The organism is Nocardia sp. NPDC057440 (genome assembly GCF_042802915.1).
Lineage (GTDB): Bacteria > Actinomycetota > Actinomycetes > Mycobacteriales > Mycobacteriaceae > Nocardia.
Genome location: NZ_JBHVDF010000013.1, coordinates 63282 through 80793, shown reverse-complemented (window position 1 = coordinate 80793; position 17512 = coordinate 63282). Strand labels below are relative to the sequence as shown.

Sequence of the window (17512 nt, the reverse complement as noted above, 5' to 3'; positions counted from 1 at the left end):
TCACCGGGCGGTGGCCTCGACGATGTCCGCGGTGCGGACGCCTGCGTCGTCAGCGCTCAGCGTCTCAGCGAATTCCCTTGCGCGAGTTCTGCATTCTTTGTCGAGGATGGACGTGACACCCTGCTCCAGGCGAGCCGTGGTGAGCTTCGTGAACTTCATGTGCGCACCGACGCCGAGACGCTCGACCTGCCCGCCCCACATGGGCTGCTCGAACGATACCGAGCACACCAGCGTCGGCAGTCCGGCGCGTAAGCTCTCGAACAACGTCCCGATACCGCCGTGATGCACGGCGGCGGCGCAATGCGGAAAGACGACGTCGTAGGCGAACGGCCCGACGACCTTCACATTCGGACCGGCTTGCGCGGTAGCGACATCCAGGTCACTCCAGCCCGCGCTCACCAGCGCGCGCACACCCAGCCGAGCCGATACCTCGGTGGCCATGGCCAGCACGGCCGCGGTGTCACGGATCGGCATGCTGCCGAAGCCGAAGAACACCGGCGGGTCCCCTTCCTCGATCCACGACAGAATGCCGGCGTGGTCGCCGTCGAGGTCGCCGACCGCCGCACGGGCGGCATGGTCGAGGGTCAGGAAACCGGTGAACGGCCTGCGCGCGTCCCATTGCTCGGGCAGCCCGGGAACCAGCGCTCGATCGTAGATCTGCACTTCCGGAACGTGCCGGCGGGCCAGGACCGCGGCGGTGCTCGCCATCGACTTCGGCAGGCCGAGCGTCGCCCGCAGATCGTTGAGGTAGCGCATGAACACCAGCCGCCGCAGATTCTCCGCCAGGGCCCAAGTCGCCCGGTTGACCGGCGCGGGCGGACGCCACTGCGGCGGCAGCGCGCCGGGAAACGGATAGGCGCCGTTGGCGCGGCAGGGAAAGTAGTGCAGGCTGACCAGCGGCACGCCCATCGCTTCGGCGACCGAACTCGCCCGGTCCTCGGTGACGGTGCTGGCGACTATCAGGTCGGCGCCCGCGCACACGTCGATGACCTCACGGTTCATCTGCTCGGCGTAGCCCGCCATCTGTCGGGCGACCAATTGCATCAGGCGCAGGGTGTTGCCCGCTGCCAGCGCCTGCTGCCCGGCGTCGGAGCTGTAGAGCTGCTGCACATCCGGCCCGCACGAGCGCGCGGCGAGTCCCGTGCCGGTAACGAAATCGACCAGGTTGGGCGGCGCACCGAGCAGCACGTCGTGTCCGCGCCGCTGCAACTCGAGTCCCAGTGCCACGACCGGCTGTACGTCACCTCGGGTTCCGGTGAGTGGAATCGCTATTCTCACGGCGCTTCTTTCGGTGCTGTTGTGGTCCCGTCGGCACTGTGCTCCCATCGACGTTCGCCGGGTAGTCGACAGAATTGTGGGCTCTCGGCGACCGTCGCGTGTCGGTACAGTGCCCATTGTGCACATCGCTATGTTCATGGATTACCACCCGGCGACGCTCGGTGGTGTCCAGAGTGCGGTCGGCTCGCTGAGTCGCGGGCTGGAGCGTGCGGGCCACCACGTCACCCTCTTCGTCGCGCCACTGCCGGGCAGCACCACCGATTCCCAGCCGAACGTGGTCGAGCTCGATGCGGTCGCCGGGCTCGAGGTGAACGGCTTCCCGGTGGTGCTGCCGACCAAGCGCAATGCCGAGTTGATCGACGCCGCTTTCGCCGCATACGGTCCGATCGACGTCGTGCACACGCACACCACCTACGGTGTCGCCATTTCCGGAATGAAAGCGGCACGGCGGCATCGGCTTCCGCTGGTGCACACCGCCCAGAGCCGGGACGACGCCTTCATCGAACACACCTCGCCCGCGCCCTACGCGGCAGCGTTGGCGCTGCGCGCGCTGCACGGCCGGTTCGTGCCGCACCGCCATCACATGCCGCACCGGGCCGAGAGTCGGGCCGCGCGCCATGCCTGGTGGACGATCGTCGGTCAGGCCCAGGCTGCCGACCGGGTGATCGCGCCGACGCGGCATTTCGCCGACCTGATGGTCGCGCACGGGCTGTCCCGCCCGATTCAGGTGGTGTCCAACGGCGTCGACGATGCCCTGCTGGAAAACCACGGCAGCGTGGTTTCCGGACAGACGGCCGACGAGCCGCTGCGGCTGGTGTGGAGTGGCCGGCTTTCCACCGAGAAGCGCCTGCTCGACGCGATCGACGCCGTACGGCGCACCGGCAACTGCACCCTCGATATCTATGGCGAAGGGGATTTGCGCGATGCCGCGGCCTCGGCGATCGCCGAGCACCGTCTGGACGATCGAATCCGATTGCACGGCAGAGTCACTCAGGCCGAATCTCTCGACGCCATGTCCGGTGGCGATGCGCTGCTTTTCCCCTCTTACGGCTTCGACACCCAGGGCATGGTCCTGCTCGAGGCGGTGGCGGTGGGGCTTCCGATCATCTACTGCGATCCCGATCTCGACGAGTCGGTGCCCAGCGGTGGCGGTGTCCGCACGGCGGATGCCTCGGCCGTGGGGATCGCCGCGACCATTGCCGAGCTGGCCGCCGACCGCGACGCGCTTGCCGAAATGCGCACCGTGCTCGGCAAATACAGCGACTCGGTACGGCAATCACAGCACACGGGCGCCGTGCTGGACATCTATCGACAGGCAGGCGAGACGTCCGCGCTCAGCCTCGAACTGGTAATGCCGCACTCGCTTTCGGAGGTGCCCACCGCGCCGGGGCAACTACCGCTGGTCGGGCACAGCTTGCGGGCGCTGCGCGACGCCCCCGCGTTTGTGACGTCGCTGTCGGACCTCGGGCCGATTGTGCGGATATTCTTCGGCAAGCAGACCGGGTACCTCCTCACCACCCCGGATCTGGTTCGCGAGGCAGGCATCGGCGACGCGGAACTCAATCGTGAAGACCTGCGTGAGGCGATCGAGGACATCGCAGGCGGATCGGTCAACGTCCTGCGCGGCGACGAACACAAGCTGCGGCGCAGGATGATCGCGCCCGCGTTGCGCCAGAGCCGCCTCGCCGAGTACACGAGGTCGGCGGCCGACATCGCCGAAAGCTGGTCGGCGGGACTGCCATCGGGTGCACGGGTGAATCTGATGGACGAGGCCCACGGCCTGATCCTCGACACGGTCTCCTCGACGCTGTTCACCGCCGAGTTCAGTGACGACGCGCGACGCGAGATCCGCGACAATGTGCCGTGGCTGCTCGGCCAGGTCATCCTGCGAACCGCACTACCGCCGCAGGTACGCCGTCTGCGGGTAATCGCGAACTGGCGGTGGCGCACGAAGGCGCGCCACCTGCGTGGCGCCATCGGGGAGGTGGTGTCGGAATATCGCCGCCGCGACGAGGATTTCAACGACGTGGTGTCCGCGCTCATCCGGCACACCGACAGCGAGACCGGAGCAACGCTGTCCGACGAGCACATCATCGATGAAGCGATCCTGATGCTGGCAGGCGGCGTCGGATCGATGGCCTCACTGACCGGATGGCTGTGGCACGAGGTCATGCGCCGCCCGCACATCGCCGAACAGCTCTATTCCGAAATCGATGCCGTCGTCGGAACCGGTCCCGTTCGACCGGAGCATCTCGCCGCGCTCCCCTACCTCAAACAGGTTGTGGCGGAGACACTTCGCTTCTGGGGCCCGTGGATCAGCGCGGGCACCGCCGACGGCGACGTCACCATCGGCGGGCTCACCATCCCGGACGGCGCGGCAATCATGTTCAGCCCCTACATGGTTCAGCACGACAAGCGCTATTACGCCAACCCGGAGGCTTTCGACCCGGCGCGCTGGTCACCGGAGCGCGCCGACGGCATCGACAAGAAGGCCAACCTGTCCTTCGGCGTCGGCCGGCGTCGCTGCCTCGGCGACCACTTCGCCCTGCTCGAGATCACCCTGGCCTCAGCAGCGCTGCTCGCACGCTGGCGGCCGACGCCCGATCCGAACTACGTCGTGCGGGCCTCCAACCGAGACTTCGTCCTGTCCCCCTCGGCGCTACCGGTCACCCTGAGCCCGCGGTAGCCGACTGGAGATGAGGTCTGCTCGCCACACCCAGACGCGGCGAGCTGGACATGCGTTGCGAGATTGTTTCCGGCAATGTCGGTGCGCGGTGTCGCCAGTGTTGCCAAAATCAGCTGATGAGCGGTCCATCCGACCCGAGCGACGAGCAATCGGACGAGCTTCAGCAGGAGGGCGGTCCGCCCGCGACCGGGTGGGTGACGTTCGACAACGCGTACGGGCCCGGGGCGCAGCCCTACGGGGCCGGCTCGCCGACAGGGGATAGCTCGCAGCCTCCGTCCGAGCAGCCCGGTGTTGTGCAGCGAATCATCAAGAGACTGTTCAGGACGAGGTAGCGGGGCACCGGCCGTGTCCGAGCAGGGCAGCGGGTGGGCGAGCTTCATCCAGGGCCAGCTCAATCGCGAATATTCCCGCCGCGACGCCCTGAACACCCGCGCGGCGGCAGCCGTCACGAGCGCGACCGGGCTCGTCACGCTGGTGCTGGCAGTGGTCGCGGTGGTGAAGGGCAAGGACTTCACGCTGACCGGCGGAGCACTCATCGCCTTGTACGTCGCGATGCTCGCCCTGTTCGGGTCGGCCGTCCTCGCGGTTCTCGCCGGTATCAGCTGGCGGTACCGGGTGACGTCCACCGATTCGATGCGAGCGATGCTGACCGATCACTGGACGGACAGCGAAGTGGACGCCCGGTACGTATCGGCGTACTGCAACCCACAGACGATCGCGTCGCTTCGGGCAGGCACGACCCTCAAGGCTCATCTGCTGCTCGGCGCGGCGGCGCTGCAGGTGCTGGCGATTCTGGCGATGGCCACCACCACACTCATCCTCGTAGCGTGAGCCTGCGCGTGCTCGCGTTCCATTGCGGTCAGGATCGACACACTCCGGTATAATCGAACACACGTTCGAAGTGGAGGGAGTCGGGCATGCGAGCGCTTCGCCAGGCCGAGATCGCCGGGCTGCTGGCCAACGACATCGTCGCGCATCTGGCCACGGTCGATCCGTCGGGATATCCGCACGTCACGCCGATCTGGTTCCTTTGGGACGACGGCGCCTTCCGTCTCACCAGCTATGCGGGGCGGCCACATCTGCGCAGGATTCGTTCGAACCCGCGCGTCGGCCTCGTCATTGATCGGGAAGCCGGGCTGCGGGCCGATGGCCAACGACCCAATCGGCAAGTCCGCGTCATCGGTGACGCCGTACTCGCCGCCGACCGGGACGGCATCTGGACCGCGCGCATCCGTGAGAAGTACCTCGACGGCGGGACGGCTTCCGGGATGACCGAACGAGATTCCGCCCGCGACCGGATACTGATCACGGTCACACCGAGCCTGTTCATCGCTGTCGCGAGCACCTGACGATCCGCACACCGCCCAGCGTGGGCGGCACCGCACGCGAGAGGACATCACTGGAAAGGAAGTGCCGGTTCGGCGCCCGTCGCGTTTCCCGGCCGGTCCGAGGAGATCCCCTGCCCCGCACCACAGTTCCCGGACTCCGTTAAGGTTCGCTCAGTCACTGTCCGTAACGTTCTGGAGTCCCGAGTGAGCGACGACCTTGCGATCGAACTGCGCGACGATCATGTGGCAGTGGTGGAATTCTCGCGGCCACCGTACAACTACTTCGACACCACGCTGATCCGGTCACTGGCCGATGCGTACACGACGCTGGACGAAGACCCCGACTGCCGAGCAATTGTCTTGTGCTCCACCGGAAAGCATTTCTGCGCGGGAGCCGACTTCGCCGGGCCGGGGATCGGCGATCCGCGCGAGCTGTATGCGGAGGCCGCGCGGCTGTTCGAAGTCGGCACCCCGACCGTGGCGACCGTGCACGGCGCGGCGATCGGAGGCGGGCTCGGACTGGCGCTGTCCGCCGACTTCCGGGTCGCCACCCGTGAGACGCGATTCATCGCCAACTTCGCCAGACTCGGCATCCACCACGGGTTCGGACTTACCGTCACACTGCCCGCGGTCATCGGCGCACAGAAGTCGCTCGACATGCTGACCACCGGTCGGGCCGTCGACGGGGCCGAAGCCGAAACCATCGGCCTGTGCGATCGGCTGACCACCGCGAGCACACTGCGCGACGAGGCCGTCGCACTGGCCGCGCAGCTCGCGGCCAACGCGCCGCTCGCAGTGCGCTCGATCCGCGCCACATTGCGCGGTGATCTGGCGCAAAAGATCCGTGCCGCAACCGATCACGAGGCCGCACAGCAGGCGGAACTGATGCAGAGCGCCGACTTCGCGGAAGGCGTCCGCGCGGTCGGCGAACGCCGCGCGCCGAAGTTCACCGCCTCCTGAGGACTACCCCTTCGGCAACAGCCGGGTTCCGCGCGATCGAAGGTGAATTCGCGCAAGGGATCGTTGGCGAGCTCGGGCGGAAGTCAGTTGTGCTGGTTCTGCAATTCCCCTACCAGTCCGAGACGTTCGGCGAATTCCGACATCTTGTCCAGCTGTTGACCGGGATCACCCGGCTGGAGTCCGACGACGATTCGGGTCACGCCGCGCACGGCCGAAGCCTCGACCTGTTCGGCGGTCATATCGACGGTTCCCCAGCGGGTGTACTCGAGCGCCGCGGGATCGCGGCCTGCCTCCACAGCCGATGCCTTGGCCAGTTCCCACTGGATGTCGCGTTCGGGCTCGGGCAGCATCCCACCGGCGAAATAGCCGTCACCGCGCTGACCGGTCCGCCGCGCCGCCGCTCGGCTGCTGCCACCGATATGGATCGGAAGCCCGCTCGCCCCTTGTGGTTTCGGGAAGCTGCACAGATCGTCGAAGTCGAAGAACTCGCCGTGATAACCGACCCCCTCCGGCCCGCCCGACCACAGCAGGCGCATGACGTCGATCGCTTCATCGGCGCGTCTGCCACGGGTGGCGAAGTCCACGCCCGTCGCTTGCGCCTCGCCCGGCAGGAAACCGAGCCCGACGGTGAGCAACCGCATACGCCCGCCGGACAGCACATCGATCGTCGCGAGCCGCTTGGCCAGCACCACCGGATGCCGGTACGGCAGCAGCAGTACACCCGTACCCAGCAGAATCCTCCGGGTGGACGCGGCGACGAAGCTCAGGCTGTCGAGCGGGTCGAAATACGGCAGCGTCGACGGCAGCTCGTTCCCCCCGTATATCGCACCGGGATACAACGCGATGTGATCCGGCAGATACAGGCCCTCGAAACCACAGGTCTCGGCATGCACAGCAAACGCGGTGAGCCTGTCGGGGTCGGTGCCGTTGAACGGCGTGCTGTAGCTGATCGCGAACTTCATGGGCATTCCTCGGATGATCGATGCGGACCAAGCGCGGCCCTTCCGTGCGGCCGGCGTCCGCAACGCTAAACGTTGCCGCCGAGGTCAAGGCAACCTTGGATGAGCAGGCCAGACGTTTATCGCCCGCAACGGACGGATGGCTTTTTCGTCTCCGAGGGCGGGGCCGGGCGCATCCAGGAGGCACCTGCCGCCGCGCAGCTTTACGCGATCGTGACCCGAATGACCGAACGCGGCATGCATCCGGCCACAAGCTGGATGTATGCCGCCCGGCCAGGAAAGGACACGCACATGATGGAGTTCGGTGTTCCCGTCATCGACATCTCGTCCTACGTCGACCGGGCAAGCGACGCCGAGCGGGCCGCGGTCGCCCGTCAGGTGGATGCGGCCGCGAGCACGGTCGGGTTCATGCAGATTCGCGGGCACGGCATCGCGCGGCCGGTCCTCGACGATTTCGCCGGCGCACTCGACGACTTCTTCGCCCTCGATCCGGCGATCAAACAGCGGTACCGGACCGCCGTCGAGTTCAATCGCGGTTACACGCCGCCGAAAAGCGAGAACCTGAGCTTGAGCCTCGGGGTGGCCTCGGCGACGCGGATGAACGATTTCTTCGAAGCGTTCAACGTCGGCACCACCACCGCCGACTACCCGGACCTGGACCTGCCCGCGGCGGCAGGCTATGCCGACAACGTCTGGCCCGCAGAGCTGTCCACATTCCAGCAGCGAGTGCAGGCGTACTTCGCCGCGGCCGCGCGCGTCGTGCGTACCCTCACCACCATCTTCGCCGACGCCCTCGACCTGCCCGCCGGGTATTTCGACCGGTTCACCGATCACTCGCTGGATGTGCTGCGGATGAACAACTACGCCCTGCCTCCGGGCACCGCCGACCTCGACGGTGACCTCACAGGCATGGGCGAGCACACCGATTACGGCATCGTCACCGCGCTGTGGGCCGACCAGGTCCCGGGCCTTCAGGTACTCGGTGCGGACGGACGCTGGCACGACGTGCAGCCCGCCGACGACGCACTGCTGGTCAACCTCGGCGACCTGATGGCACGCTGGACCAATGAACGGTGGCTGTCCACACTGCATCGGGTGATGCCGCCGATCGTCGACGGCACCATCGAACGCCGCCGCAGCGCCGCGTTCTTCCACGACGGCAATTTCGACGCGGTGATCGAGACACTGCCTTCGTGCATCGGTGCGGGCAGCAAGTACGCGCCGATCACGGTCTCCGAGCACGTGCAGGCGAAGCTGGCCGGTTCGCGTGCGCTGCAACCGAATACGAACGCACAGCGCGAGGCTGCCCGAGTGCTGTCCGCGATGGACAGGTGAGACCTACTTGCGGAATTTCGCCTCGAGTTCTGTCAACGTGGCCTGCAGGTCCGCGGGATCGTTGGTCTTGAACACCCCCTGGTAGCCGGTCTCGGCGCGCACCGCCGCCTCGACCTCGGGGTCGTGGTACAACTTCGCCAGGGCTACCAGTTTCGGGTTGTCCTTGTCCGCGGCGCGGGCGGCGAAGATATTGATGTACTGCTTCAGCTCCGGCCGCTCGGGGTCGTCGGTGAAGATCACTTCCTTGGCGGTCAGACCGGCGGGCCGCGCGAAGGTGTCGTCGACGAATGCCGCGTCCGCACTGTCGAGCGAGGGCGCGGTCAGCGTCGGCTCGATCGTGGTCAGGCGCACCTTGGAGGCGGCGGTGTCGACGTCCTCGATCTTGGAGTCCCAGCTCGCGCCGCCCTTCAGCACGATCAGGCCCGCCGCGGCCAAACTGAGCAGCGGCCGCACCTGGTTGGCCGGATTGTTGCTGAGAGTTATCTGGCCGCCCTTCGGAATGTCGTTCACTGACTTGTGCTTCCGTGAGTACAGGGTGAGCGGGAAGATCTCGGTGGCGCCGATAGGCACCAGGGTGTCGTTGTTGCGGACGTTGTAGTTGGCCAGGTATCGCACGTGCTGGAACTTGTTGAGATCGATCCGCTTCTGCGCCAGCGCCGGATTCGGCTGGTTGTAGTCGGTGAAGTTGACGTACTCGACCGTGATGCCCTGCTCGGCCGCCTTCTTCTTGTAGACCTCCCAGTGCGGTAGTGCGATGTCGTTCACACCGACACGCACCACGTCGGGACTGCGCTCCTCGCCACATGCCACCACACCGGCAGCCAGCGCGAACAGGATCGGGATCACCGCAACACGGCGCAGAATTCGCATTTCTCGCAAACTAGACGCCCGTCCAAGAGTTCGCGAGAGTTTTGCTCAGCACAATTCAAACCGTTGTCGTCCCCTGCGACGCACCGCTTGGATTACCGGGTTCAGAAAACGCTCGACCGGGCACAGGTCCGTCGGGCGGATGTTGCGACAAGAATTCGGGAGCACGAGTGAAATTCCATCGGGTACTGGCGATCCCGGTCCTGGTCGCCACCGCGGCCCTCACCCTTACGGCGTGCGGCTCCGACGACAAGGCCTCCTCCGACACGGTAGTGCGCATCGGCACCACCGACAAGGACAAGGCCTGGGACGTCTTCGAACAGAAGGCGAAGGAGCAGGGCATTACCCTGAAGATCACCAACTTCTCGGACTACAAGCAGCCGAACCTCGCGCTGTCGCAGCAGCAGATCGATGTGAATCTGTTCCAGCACCTGCAGTTCCTCGGCGCCTACAACGTCGCGAACAATGCCGATCTGACCCCGATCGGCTCCACCTACATCGTGCCGCTGGGCCTGTACTCCAAGAAGCACAAGACCCTTGCCGACCTGCCGCAGGGCGCCGAGATCGCGATCCCGAACGACCCGACCAATCAGGCGCGGGCCCTGTTCGTGCTGCAGGCCGCGGGTCTGCTGAAGCTGTCGTCGGATACTAAGGCGCCCTCGCCCGCCGACATCGACAAGGGCGCGTCCAAGGTCAAGGTGACCCCGGTAGACGCCGCGCAGACGGCGCTGTCGCTGGCCTCGGTCGACGGATCGATCATCAACAACACCTTCCTCGACCGCTCCGGCATCGACCCCAATTCGGCGCTGTACAAGGACGATCCGAAGAATCCTTCCGCGGAGCCGTACATCAACGCGCTGGTGACAAGGGCCGAAGACAAGAACAACCCGAGGTACCAGAAGCTCGTCGAACTCTGGCACTCCCCCGAGGTGCAGCAGGCCCATGCCGAGGTGACCAAGGGCACCGCGGTCGAGGTGCGGCGAAACGGTCCCGAGCTGGAGCAGATCCTGCAGCGGGTGCAGCAGACCATCCGCGACGGCAAGTGAGCGAGCACCAGGTCCCCGCGGTCGAATTCCGTTCGGTCACCAAGGCTTTCGGTACAGGCGCAGATCGCCATGTCGCGCTCGACAGCATCGACCTACGGATCGAAAAGGGTGAGATCTTCGGCGTGATCGGCTATTCCGGGGCGGGCAAGAGCACGCTGGTACGGCTGATCAACGCACTGGAGAAGCCGACGAGTGGCACCGTCGAGGTCTCCGGCACTCCCATCACGGGGGTGCGGGAGGCCGAGGTGCGGCGGATCCGCCGGGATATCGGCATGGTGTTCCAGCAGTTCAACCTGTTCCGATCGCGCACGGCCGCAGGGAATATCGAGTACCCGCTGAAGGTGGCGCGCTGGCCGCGGGCCGAGCGCAAGGCGCGCGTCGCCGAACTGCTCGAGTTCGTCGGCCTGTCGGAGAAGGCGCGCAGTTATCCCGACCAGCTCTCCGGTGGCCAGAAGCAGCGCGTCGGCATCGCGCGCGCCCTCGCTACCTCGCCGTCATTGCTGCTCGCGGACGAATCGACCTCGGCGCTCGACCCGGAGACCACCCAGGAGGTGCTGCGGCTGCTGAAGAAGATCAATCGCGAGCTCGGCGTCACCATTGTGGTCATCACCCACGAGATGGATGTCATCCGCGCGGTGGCCGACCGTGTCGCGGTGCTTGCCGAGGGTCGAATCGTGGAGCTGGCCCGCACTTTCGATGTCTTCGCCGACCCGCAGGCGGCGCCGACCCGGTCGTTCGTCGACACCGTGCTGCACAACCGGCCGAGCGATGAGGAGTTCCGCAGGCTCAGCGAGCTGCACGGCGGCAGGCTGGTCACCGTCGATGTCGACGACAAGCGAGGCATCGGCGCGGCACTGGCCGCGGCGACCAACGCACAGGTCCGGTTCGAGGTGGTCTACGGCGGGGTGAGCACGTTGCAGGACAGGACGTTCGGCAGCGTCACGCTGGCTCTGCACGGGCCCGATGACGCGGTCGACAAGGTGGTCGACGAACTCGATCGCCGATCGGCCTGAAAGGAGCAAGCATGCATACCGATTGGGACAAACTGCGGCCGGTGCTGCAGGAAGCGATCGGCACGACCGTCTATCTGGTGCTGCTCACCTTCGTGATCGGCGGATTGATCGGGCTGTTCCTCGGGACCGCGCTGTACACCACCCGTAAGGGCGGCCTGCTCGCGAACGCCCCGATCTACTTCCTGCTCAACGTGCTCGTGAATGTGGTACGGCCGATTCCGTTCATCATCCTGCTCGCGGCCCTCGGGCCGGTAACCCTCGAAGTGGTCGGCACCACCATCGGCACCGAGGCTGCCGCCTTCGTCATGATCGTGGCCGCGTCGTTCGGCATAGCGCGCATCGTGGAGCAGAACCTGGTCACCGTCGATCCCGGGGTCATCGAGGCGGCACGGGCCGTCGGCGCCGGACCGCTGCGGATAATCCTGACGCTGCTCATCCCGGAAGCACTCGGCCCGCTCGTGCTCGGCTACACCTTCGTGATCGTCGCGATCGTCGATATGTCGGCCATGGCCGGCACCGTCGGTGGCGGCGGGCTCGGCGACTTCGCGCTGGTCTACGGGTATCAGCGGTTCGACTGGCAGGTCACGCTGGTTGCGACGCTGATCATTATCGCCGGCGTCCAGGGCATCCAGTTCTTCGGCAATTTCCTGGCCAGGAAAGTATTGCGCCGCTGAAACATTGATGCGCGCGATGGTCGACCGCGCGTACCAATGGGCTCATCAGCGTGCGTTCGCGGTGCACTCCGAGGTGACGATCGCTGCGCGGCTCGGCGCCGCGCTGCCGAGGGCGACCAGCAGCGGTGACGGGTCGGGGCCGAGCTGCCCGACCGCGGCCCGCTCCGCCTCCAGCCGCGAATTCCCGAACGCCCAGGTGTAGTGGCCGTCGCGGACCGCGACGGCGCCACAGGCATTGACGAAGTGCACGATGACTTTGCACATGGAGGCGCCGCATTCCGATAGCGCACGCCGATCCGCCTCCTCGTAACTCCCATAGTCGACACCGGATCCGACGACCGCGCCGCGCGATGTGATCGAGATCGCCAGCGACCCGTAGAGGTCGCCCGCCGCGCCGGCGGTTCCGGCTCCGAGCGCCACGAACGCGGTCGCGGATGACACGACCAGGCCGAGAGCCGCCTTGCCCGACACTGCCATGATGATTTCTCCCGTTTTCTCGAAACGATGTCCAGCAAGATCGTCGTCCACCGCTCGCGAATTGTCCAAGCTTCCACTTCATCGCGACGCCATTCGATTCCGCAGCGGGACAACGTCTCTCCAGTCGGCCGGCCAGTTCAGCAGGGCGACGACCACCATGATCACCAAGTGCAGCGGCGCGGAGACCTCCTCGTAGATCGCGCCATCGTCGATGAGGTGCGTGGTCACGGCGCCGGTCAGCACCAGAACCAGCATCGCGGCGCCGAGGAATCGAGCCTCCCTGCGCGGCACCACCAGCAGCACGGCGGCGATCAATTCCAGCCCGCCGACGACGAATCGCATGTTCGGGTCGAAACCCCACTCGGCGAACTTCTCCGAGTACGCCGGACCGAAAAAGGTCGGCCCCGGCCAGTACTTCGTGGCGAAACCGACGACGAACTCGAACGCGAGAAACCAGTAGACGACCGTGCCGAGCCGGGCCGATCGTGAACGTTGCGGCATGTTGTTCCTCCGGGCAGTGTGTCGCCACGCGGGCGCGACGACGACGGGTAGATCCCGTCACCGCAATGACCGTGGGAGGCCCGAAGATGTGACAGCCGCAGGTTCCGGCTCAGAACCAGCGCGCAAGTAACATCGCCACACCGTCCTCGGTGACCGGTAGGCAGACTTCGTCCGCAGCCGCGCGGACCACTTCCGGCGCCTGGCCCATAGCGACGCCGTGTGCGGCCCACGCCAGCATCTCGAGATCGTTGGTGCCGTCGCCGACGGCCAGCGTGCTATCGGCCGACACACCCAGACGGACCCGAAGCGCTTCCAGCGCAGAACCTTTGGTGACACCGATCGGGCTGATATCCATCCACGCCCCGTCCACCTCGTACACGCAGTGCGCGCCCGGCACCTGCACACCCGCCAACGCGGCAGCCAGATCGACGCGCGTGCGTTCGGGCCAGTGCACCGTCAGCCTGGTGCTCGGGGTGGCCACCAATTCGTCGATGTCCACCACCCGCAGTGCCCCACCGAAATACGGTCGTCCGGGAATATGCAGGGTGGTCCGCTCCCCGACCCCGACCTCCTCCACCGTGAACACCGCGCCGGGCAATACTTCTCGTAGCACAGTGACCGGCTCGACCAGGTCGAACACGGCTTGGTCGAGCACCGCCCCGGTTGCCGCATCGATCGACACCGCGCCGTTCGAGCAGATCGCCGTGCCGGCCGACAGCCCGAGCTCGGCCAAGAAGGGCAGCGTGGCGATTGTCGAACGCCCCGTCGACAACACCACGTGGGCGTCGGAGCGCAACACCGCGCCGATGGCCTCCCGCACCGCGGGACTCATCGTGGTGTGCGCCAGCATCGGACTCACGCCATGTCCCGGACACAGCGTGCCATCGATATCCAAGGCCACCAGGTGAGGCCGCCACTGCGGCGCAGGCACCACATCGGATAGTGCTGGCGCTCCCATCGCGCTCCCCTTCCAGCCGCACCGTCGACCCGCGGCCCCAGCTCGGTGCGAGGAGGTCGGACGCACTCGATCGTACGTGCGCCGCGCCTGGAGAACACTCGAATTAGCCCGCGAACGGACGCTACCCGCCACCCGGCGCGGTAGTGCTCCGGATACAGAACGGCTGGCATGGCCCCGACGTGGACGGCACGGTCGTCGTCGGTCCGTCCTCGAAATCATCGGTGCTGACCAACACCATCACCAGCACCGCGAAAAACAGCACGGCGGCAAGAATGATCACGACCCACCCCCAGCGCGGCTGACGGTCCCTCGAGAACTCGTGGATCTCCAACCAGAACATCGCGCTTCTTCCGACTCCCGCCCCATCATCGCAGGCTCACGATGCGGCTTCATCGCACATGATTGCTCAAACGCGAGAAGCACTCTCCATGGTGCGCCCTCGCCGGAGGATCGGCCCCCGAATGCACAACGCCCCGACCAACGGCCGGGGCGTAAGGGCGGGTATCCGTCAGACGGTGAAGCCGAGGGCGCGGAGCTGTTCGCGGCCGTCTTCGGTGATCTTGTCAGGGCCCCACGGGGGCATCCACACCCAGTTGATCTTGAGGTCCTCGACGAGGCCGCTGCGGACGAGCGCGTTGCGGGACTGGTCCTCGATGACGTCGGTCAGCGGGCAGGCCGCGGAGGTGAGGGTCATGTCGAGGATGGCGACTTCGTCCTGGACGGCCAGGCCGTAGACCAGGCCGAGGTCGACCACGTTGATGCCGAGTTCGGGGTCGACGACGTCGCGCATCGCCTCCTCGAGATCCTCGAGGCGCTTGATGTCCTCCGCGGACAGCTCGACCTGTTCAGCCTGTTCGGCAGATTCGGTTACCGGTGTCTCGCTCATGCCGTTTCCCCATTCGTTGGCAATCCATTGCCCATCTGACGCTTGGCTTCCTCGGCGGAGGTTATCCGGACCACCGCGTCCTTGAACGCCATCCAGCCGAGCAAAGCGCACTTCACCCGAGCCGGATACTTGGCGACGCCCGCGAAGGCGATACCGTCGCCGATCATGTCCTCATCGCCCTCGACCGTGCCGCGGCTCGCGACCATCTCGTTGAACGAGTCGACCACCTTCAGCGCCTGCTGCAGCGGCAGGCCGATAACCTGATCGGTGAGCACCGAGGTCGACGCCTGCGAGATCGAACAGCCCTGACCGTCGTAGGAGACGTCGGCGACGTCACCGTTGTCGTCGAGCTGGACGCGCAGGGTCACCTCGTCACCGCAGGTCGGGTTCACGTGGTGCACCTCGGCGCCGAACGGTTCCCGCAGCCCGCGGTGATGCGGGTGTTTGTAGTGGTCCAGGATCACTTCCTGGTACATCTGCTCCATGCGCATGTCTTATCCAACCCCGAAGAAGCTCTGAGCCTTCCGCACCGCGGCTACCAGCTTGTCTACCTCTTCGAGGGTGTTGTAAACCGCGAAGGAGGCACGCGCGGTCGCAGGCACGCCGAGGCGGCGCATCAGCGGCCACGCGCAGTGGTGACCCACCCGGATGGCGACGCCTTCGTCGTCCAGGATCTGGCCGACATCGTGCGCGTGGATGCCATCGACCACGAACGACACCGCGCCACCGCGGTCGACGTTCTCGGTCGGGCCGACGATCCGCACGCCATCAATGGCGCCGAGTCCGGCCAGCGCCGCGTCGACGAGCGTGTGCTCATGCGCGGCAACGGCTTCCATGCCGATCGCCTCGAGATACCGCACCGCGGCACCGAGTCCGACCACCTGCGAGGTCATCGGCACGCCCGCCTCGAAGCGTTGCGGCGGCGGGGCGAAGGTACTCGCCTCCATGGTGACGGTCTCGATCATCGAGCCACCGGTGATGAACGGCGGAGTCTCCTCCAGCAGCGCGCGGCGGCCGAAGAGCACACCGACACCGGAAGGTCCGAGCATCTTGTGGCCCGAGAACGCGGCGAAATCGACGCCGAGCTCACGGAAGTCCACCGGCATGTGCGGCACCGACTGGCAGGCGTCCAGCACGGTGAGAGCGCCGACTTCTTTTGCCCTGCGCACCAATTCGGCCACCGGCGCGATCGAGCCGGTGACATTCGACTGATGCGTGAACGCGACAACCTTGGTGGCGGGCGACAATTCGAGCGAATCGAGATCGATCCGGCCGTCATCGGTGATGCCGTACCACTTCAGCGTCGCACCCGTACGGCGCGCGAGCTCCTGCCATGGAACAAGATTCGCGTGGTGCTCGAGCTCGGTGATGACGATCTCGTCACCGGGGCCGACGTGGTACGGGAACCGGCTGTCGGCGAAGGAGTACGTCACCAGGTTCAGTGATTCGGTCGCGTTCTTGGTGAAGACGATCTCACCGGCGTGCACGCCGACGAACCTGGCGATATCGGCCCTGGCATCCTCGTAGGCGTCGGTCGCCTCCTCGGCCAGCTGGTGCGCGCCGCGGTGCACCGCCGAATTGTGCTGGACCAGGAATTCGCGTTCCGCGTCCAGGACCGCGACGGGCCGCTGCGAGGTCGCGCCGGAGTCCAAGTACACCAACGGTTTCCCGTCCCGAACCGTACGGCTCAGGATCGGGAAATCGGCCCGGATGCGGGCCACGTCGAGTGCGGGGACCGTGGCGGTCATATCAGGCTCCTGCGGTAGCAGACTGGGTGAAGCGGACGTAGCCGTTCGCGTCGAGTTCGTCGGCCAGTTCCGAACCGCCCTCGGCGACGATGCGGCCACCGACGAAGACGTGCACGAACTCCGGCTTGATGTAACGCAGGATCCGGGTGTAGTGCGTGATCAGCAGCACGCCGCCGTTCTCACGCTCCTTGTAGCGGTTGACACCCTCGGAGACGATGCGCAGCGCGTCGACGTCGAGGCCGGAATCGGTCTCGTCCAGGATGGCGATCTTCGGCTTGAGCAGGCCGAGCTGCAGGATCTCGTGACGCTTCTTCTCACCACCGGAGAAGCCCTCGTTCACATTGCGTTCCGCGAAGGCGGGATCGATCTCGAGCTCGCTCATCGACTCCTTGACTTCCTTCACCCAATGCCGCAACTTGGGGGCCTCACCGCGGACGGCGGTGACAGCGGTACGCAGGAAGTTCGACGTGGAGACGCCGGGCACCTCGACCGGGTACTGCATGGCCAGGAACAGGCCCGCACGCGCACGCTCGTCGACGGACATCGTGAGGACGTCCTCGCCGTCGAGCGTGATCGAACCGGAGGTCACCGTGTACTTGGGGTGGCCGGCGATCGCGTACGACAAGGTCGACTTGCCGGAGCCGTTGGGGCCCATGATGGCGTGCGTCTCACCGGACTTGATGGTGAGATCCACGCCCTTCAGGATCTTGATGGGCTCACCGGACTCGTCCGGGTTGGCAACCTCGACGTGCAGGTCCTTGATTTCCAGGGTGGTCATCGAATTCGAGTTCCTTTG

19 protein-coding genes are annotated in these 17512 nt (G+C 66.2%); 8 read left to right on the top strand and 11 right to left on the bottom strand.

Annotated elements, in window-relative coordinates:
* Positions 1 to 1326, bottom strand: coding sequence for a glycosyltransferase (locus tag ACFU4Z_RS25075; protein WP_379067068.1), 1326 nt, complete (start codon positions 1324 to 1326; stop codon positions 1 to 3).
* Positions 1327 to 1396: 70 nt separating this feature from the next.
* On the opposite strand from ACFU4Z_RS25075, the gene ACFU4Z_RS25070 reads away from it, so the two are divergent.
* The 4 genes from ACFU4Z_RS25070 (at position 1397) to ACFU4Z_RS25055 (ending at position 6252) form a co-directional block, all read left to right on the top strand.
* Positions 1397 to 3964 (top strand): cytochrome P450, encoded by a 2568-nt coding sequence (locus ACFU4Z_RS25070; protein ID WP_379067066.1) that lies wholly within the window; start codon positions 1397 to 1399, stop codon positions 3962 to 3964.
* A gap of 345 nt (positions 3965 to 4309) precedes the next feature.
* Positions 4310 to 4795 (top strand): hypothetical protein, encoded by a 486-nt coding sequence (locus ACFU4Z_RS25065; RefSeq protein ID WP_379067064.1) that lies wholly within the window; start codon positions 4310 to 4312, stop codon positions 4793 to 4795.
* A gap of 86 nt (positions 4796 to 4881) precedes the next feature.
* Complete coding sequence (locus ACFU4Z_RS25060) at positions 4882 to 5313, top strand: pyridoxamine 5'-phosphate oxidase family protein (RefSeq protein ID WP_379067062.1); 432 nt, start codon at positions 4882 to 4884, stop codon at positions 5311 to 5313.
* A gap of 183 nt (positions 5314 to 5496) precedes the next feature.
* Entirely contained in the window at positions 5497 to 6252 is a 756-nt protein-coding gene (locus tag ACFU4Z_RS25055; RefSeq protein WP_379067060.1) for an enoyl-CoA hydratase/isomerase family protein, read from the top strand.
* A gap of 83 nt (positions 6253 to 6335) precedes the next feature.
* Here the strand turns inward: ACFU4Z_RS25055 and ACFU4Z_RS25050 are convergent, their stop codons facing one another.
* Complete coding sequence (locus ACFU4Z_RS25050) at positions 6336 to 7214, bottom strand: LLM class F420-dependent oxidoreductase (RefSeq protein WP_379067058.1); 879 nt, start codon at positions 7212 to 7214, stop codon at positions 6336 to 6338.
* 291 nt (positions 7215 to 7505) lie between these two features.
* Between ACFU4Z_RS25050 and ACFU4Z_RS25045 the strand changes: the two genes are divergently transcribed.
* The gene (locus ACFU4Z_RS25045) at positions 7506 to 8546 is read left to right on the top strand and encodes an isopenicillin N synthase family dioxygenase (RefSeq protein WP_379067374.1); all 1041 of its coding nucleotides are present in this window, start codon (positions 7506 to 7508) and stop codon (positions 8544 to 8546) included.
* Between the two features lie 3 nt (positions 8547 to 8549).
* On the opposite strand, the gene ACFU4Z_RS25040 is transcribed toward ACFU4Z_RS25045, so the two are convergent.
* Complete coding sequence (locus tag ACFU4Z_RS25040; RefSeq protein WP_379067056.1) at positions 8550 to 9416, bottom strand: MetQ/NlpA family ABC transporter substrate-binding protein; 867 nt, start codon at positions 9414 to 9416, stop codon at positions 8550 to 8552.
* A 167-nt stretch (positions 9417 to 9583) separates the two neighbouring features.
* Between ACFU4Z_RS25040 and ACFU4Z_RS25035 the strand changes: the two genes are divergently transcribed.
* Genes ACFU4Z_RS25035 through ACFU4Z_RS25025 form a run of 3 tightly spaced genes read left to right on the top strand, consistent with a single transcriptional unit; the run spans position 9584 to position 12146 of the window.
* Positions 9584 to 10459 carry a MetQ/NlpA family ABC transporter substrate-binding protein gene (locus tag ACFU4Z_RS25035; RefSeq protein ID WP_379067054.1) on the top strand — a complete coding sequence of 292 codons (876 nt, stop codon included), beginning with the start codon at positions 9584 to 9586 and terminating at the stop codon, positions 10457 to 10459.
* On the top strand, positions 10456 to 11472 hold the full coding sequence (locus ACFU4Z_RS25030) for a methionine ABC transporter ATP-binding protein (protein WP_379067052.1): 1017 nt from the start codon (positions 10456 to 10458) through the stop codon (positions 11470 to 11472). The genes ACFU4Z_RS25035 and ACFU4Z_RS25030 overlap by 4 nt, the downstream gene beginning before the upstream one ends.
* Before the next feature lie 11 nt (positions 11473 to 11483).
* Positions 11484 to 12146 carry a methionine ABC transporter permease gene (locus ACFU4Z_RS25025; protein WP_328402849.1) on the top strand — a complete coding sequence of 221 codons (663 nt, stop codon included), beginning with the start codon at positions 11484 to 11486 and terminating at the stop codon, positions 12144 to 12146.
* 45 nt (positions 12147 to 12191) lie between these two features.
* On the opposite strand, the gene ACFU4Z_RS25020 is transcribed toward ACFU4Z_RS25025, so the two are convergent.
* The 8 genes from ACFU4Z_RS25020 to sufC all read right to left on the bottom strand — a co-directional run bounded on the left by ACFU4Z_RS25020 (position 12192) and on the right by sufC (position 17494).
* Positions 12192 to 12623 (bottom strand): DUF4189 domain-containing protein, encoded by a 432-nt coding sequence (locus ACFU4Z_RS25020; protein WP_379067049.1) that lies wholly within the window; start codon positions 12621 to 12623, stop codon positions 12192 to 12194.
* A gap of 78 nt (positions 12624 to 12701) precedes the next feature.
* Positions 12702 to 13124: a DoxX family protein gene (locus ACFU4Z_RS25015; protein ID WP_379067047.1), complete on the bottom strand. Its 423-nt coding sequence runs from the start codon at positions 13122 to 13124 to the stop codon at positions 12702 to 12704.
* 109 nt (positions 13125 to 13233) lie between these two features.
* A complete protein-coding gene (locus ACFU4Z_RS25010) occupies positions 13234 to 14082 on the bottom strand; it encodes an HAD family hydrolase (RefSeq protein ID WP_379067045.1) in 849 nt (282 codons plus the stop codon).
* Positions 14083 to 14203: 121 nt separating this feature from the next.
* Positions 14204 to 14422, bottom strand: a complete 219-nt coding sequence (locus ACFU4Z_RS25005; RefSeq protein WP_379067043.1) for a hypothetical protein — start codon at positions 14420 to 14422, stop codon at positions 14204 to 14206.
* A 168-nt stretch (positions 14423 to 14590) separates the two neighbouring features.
* Positions 14591 to 14968: a metal-sulfur cluster assembly factor gene (locus ACFU4Z_RS25000; RefSeq protein WP_328402857.1), complete on the bottom strand. Its 378-nt coding sequence runs from the start codon at positions 14966 to 14968 to the stop codon at positions 14591 to 14593.
* Entirely contained in the window at positions 14965 to 15459 is a 495-nt protein-coding gene (gene sufU, locus ACFU4Z_RS24995; RefSeq protein WP_379067040.1) for a Fe-S cluster assembly sulfur transfer protein SufU, read from the bottom strand. The genes ACFU4Z_RS25000 and sufU overlap by 4 nt, the downstream gene beginning before the upstream one ends.
* A 3-nt stretch (positions 15460 to 15462) precedes the next feature.
* A complete protein-coding gene (locus tag ACFU4Z_RS24990) occupies positions 15463 to 16716 on the bottom strand; it encodes a cysteine desulfurase (RefSeq protein WP_379067038.1) in 1254 nt (417 codons plus the stop codon).
* 1 nt (position 16717) lies between these two features.
* Positions 16718 to 17494, bottom strand: a complete 777-nt coding sequence (gene sufC, locus ACFU4Z_RS24985) for a Fe-S cluster assembly ATPase SufC (RefSeq protein ID WP_379067036.1) — start codon at positions 17492 to 17494, stop codon at positions 16718 to 16720.
* Between the last annotated feature and the right edge of the window lie 18 nt (positions 17495 to 17512).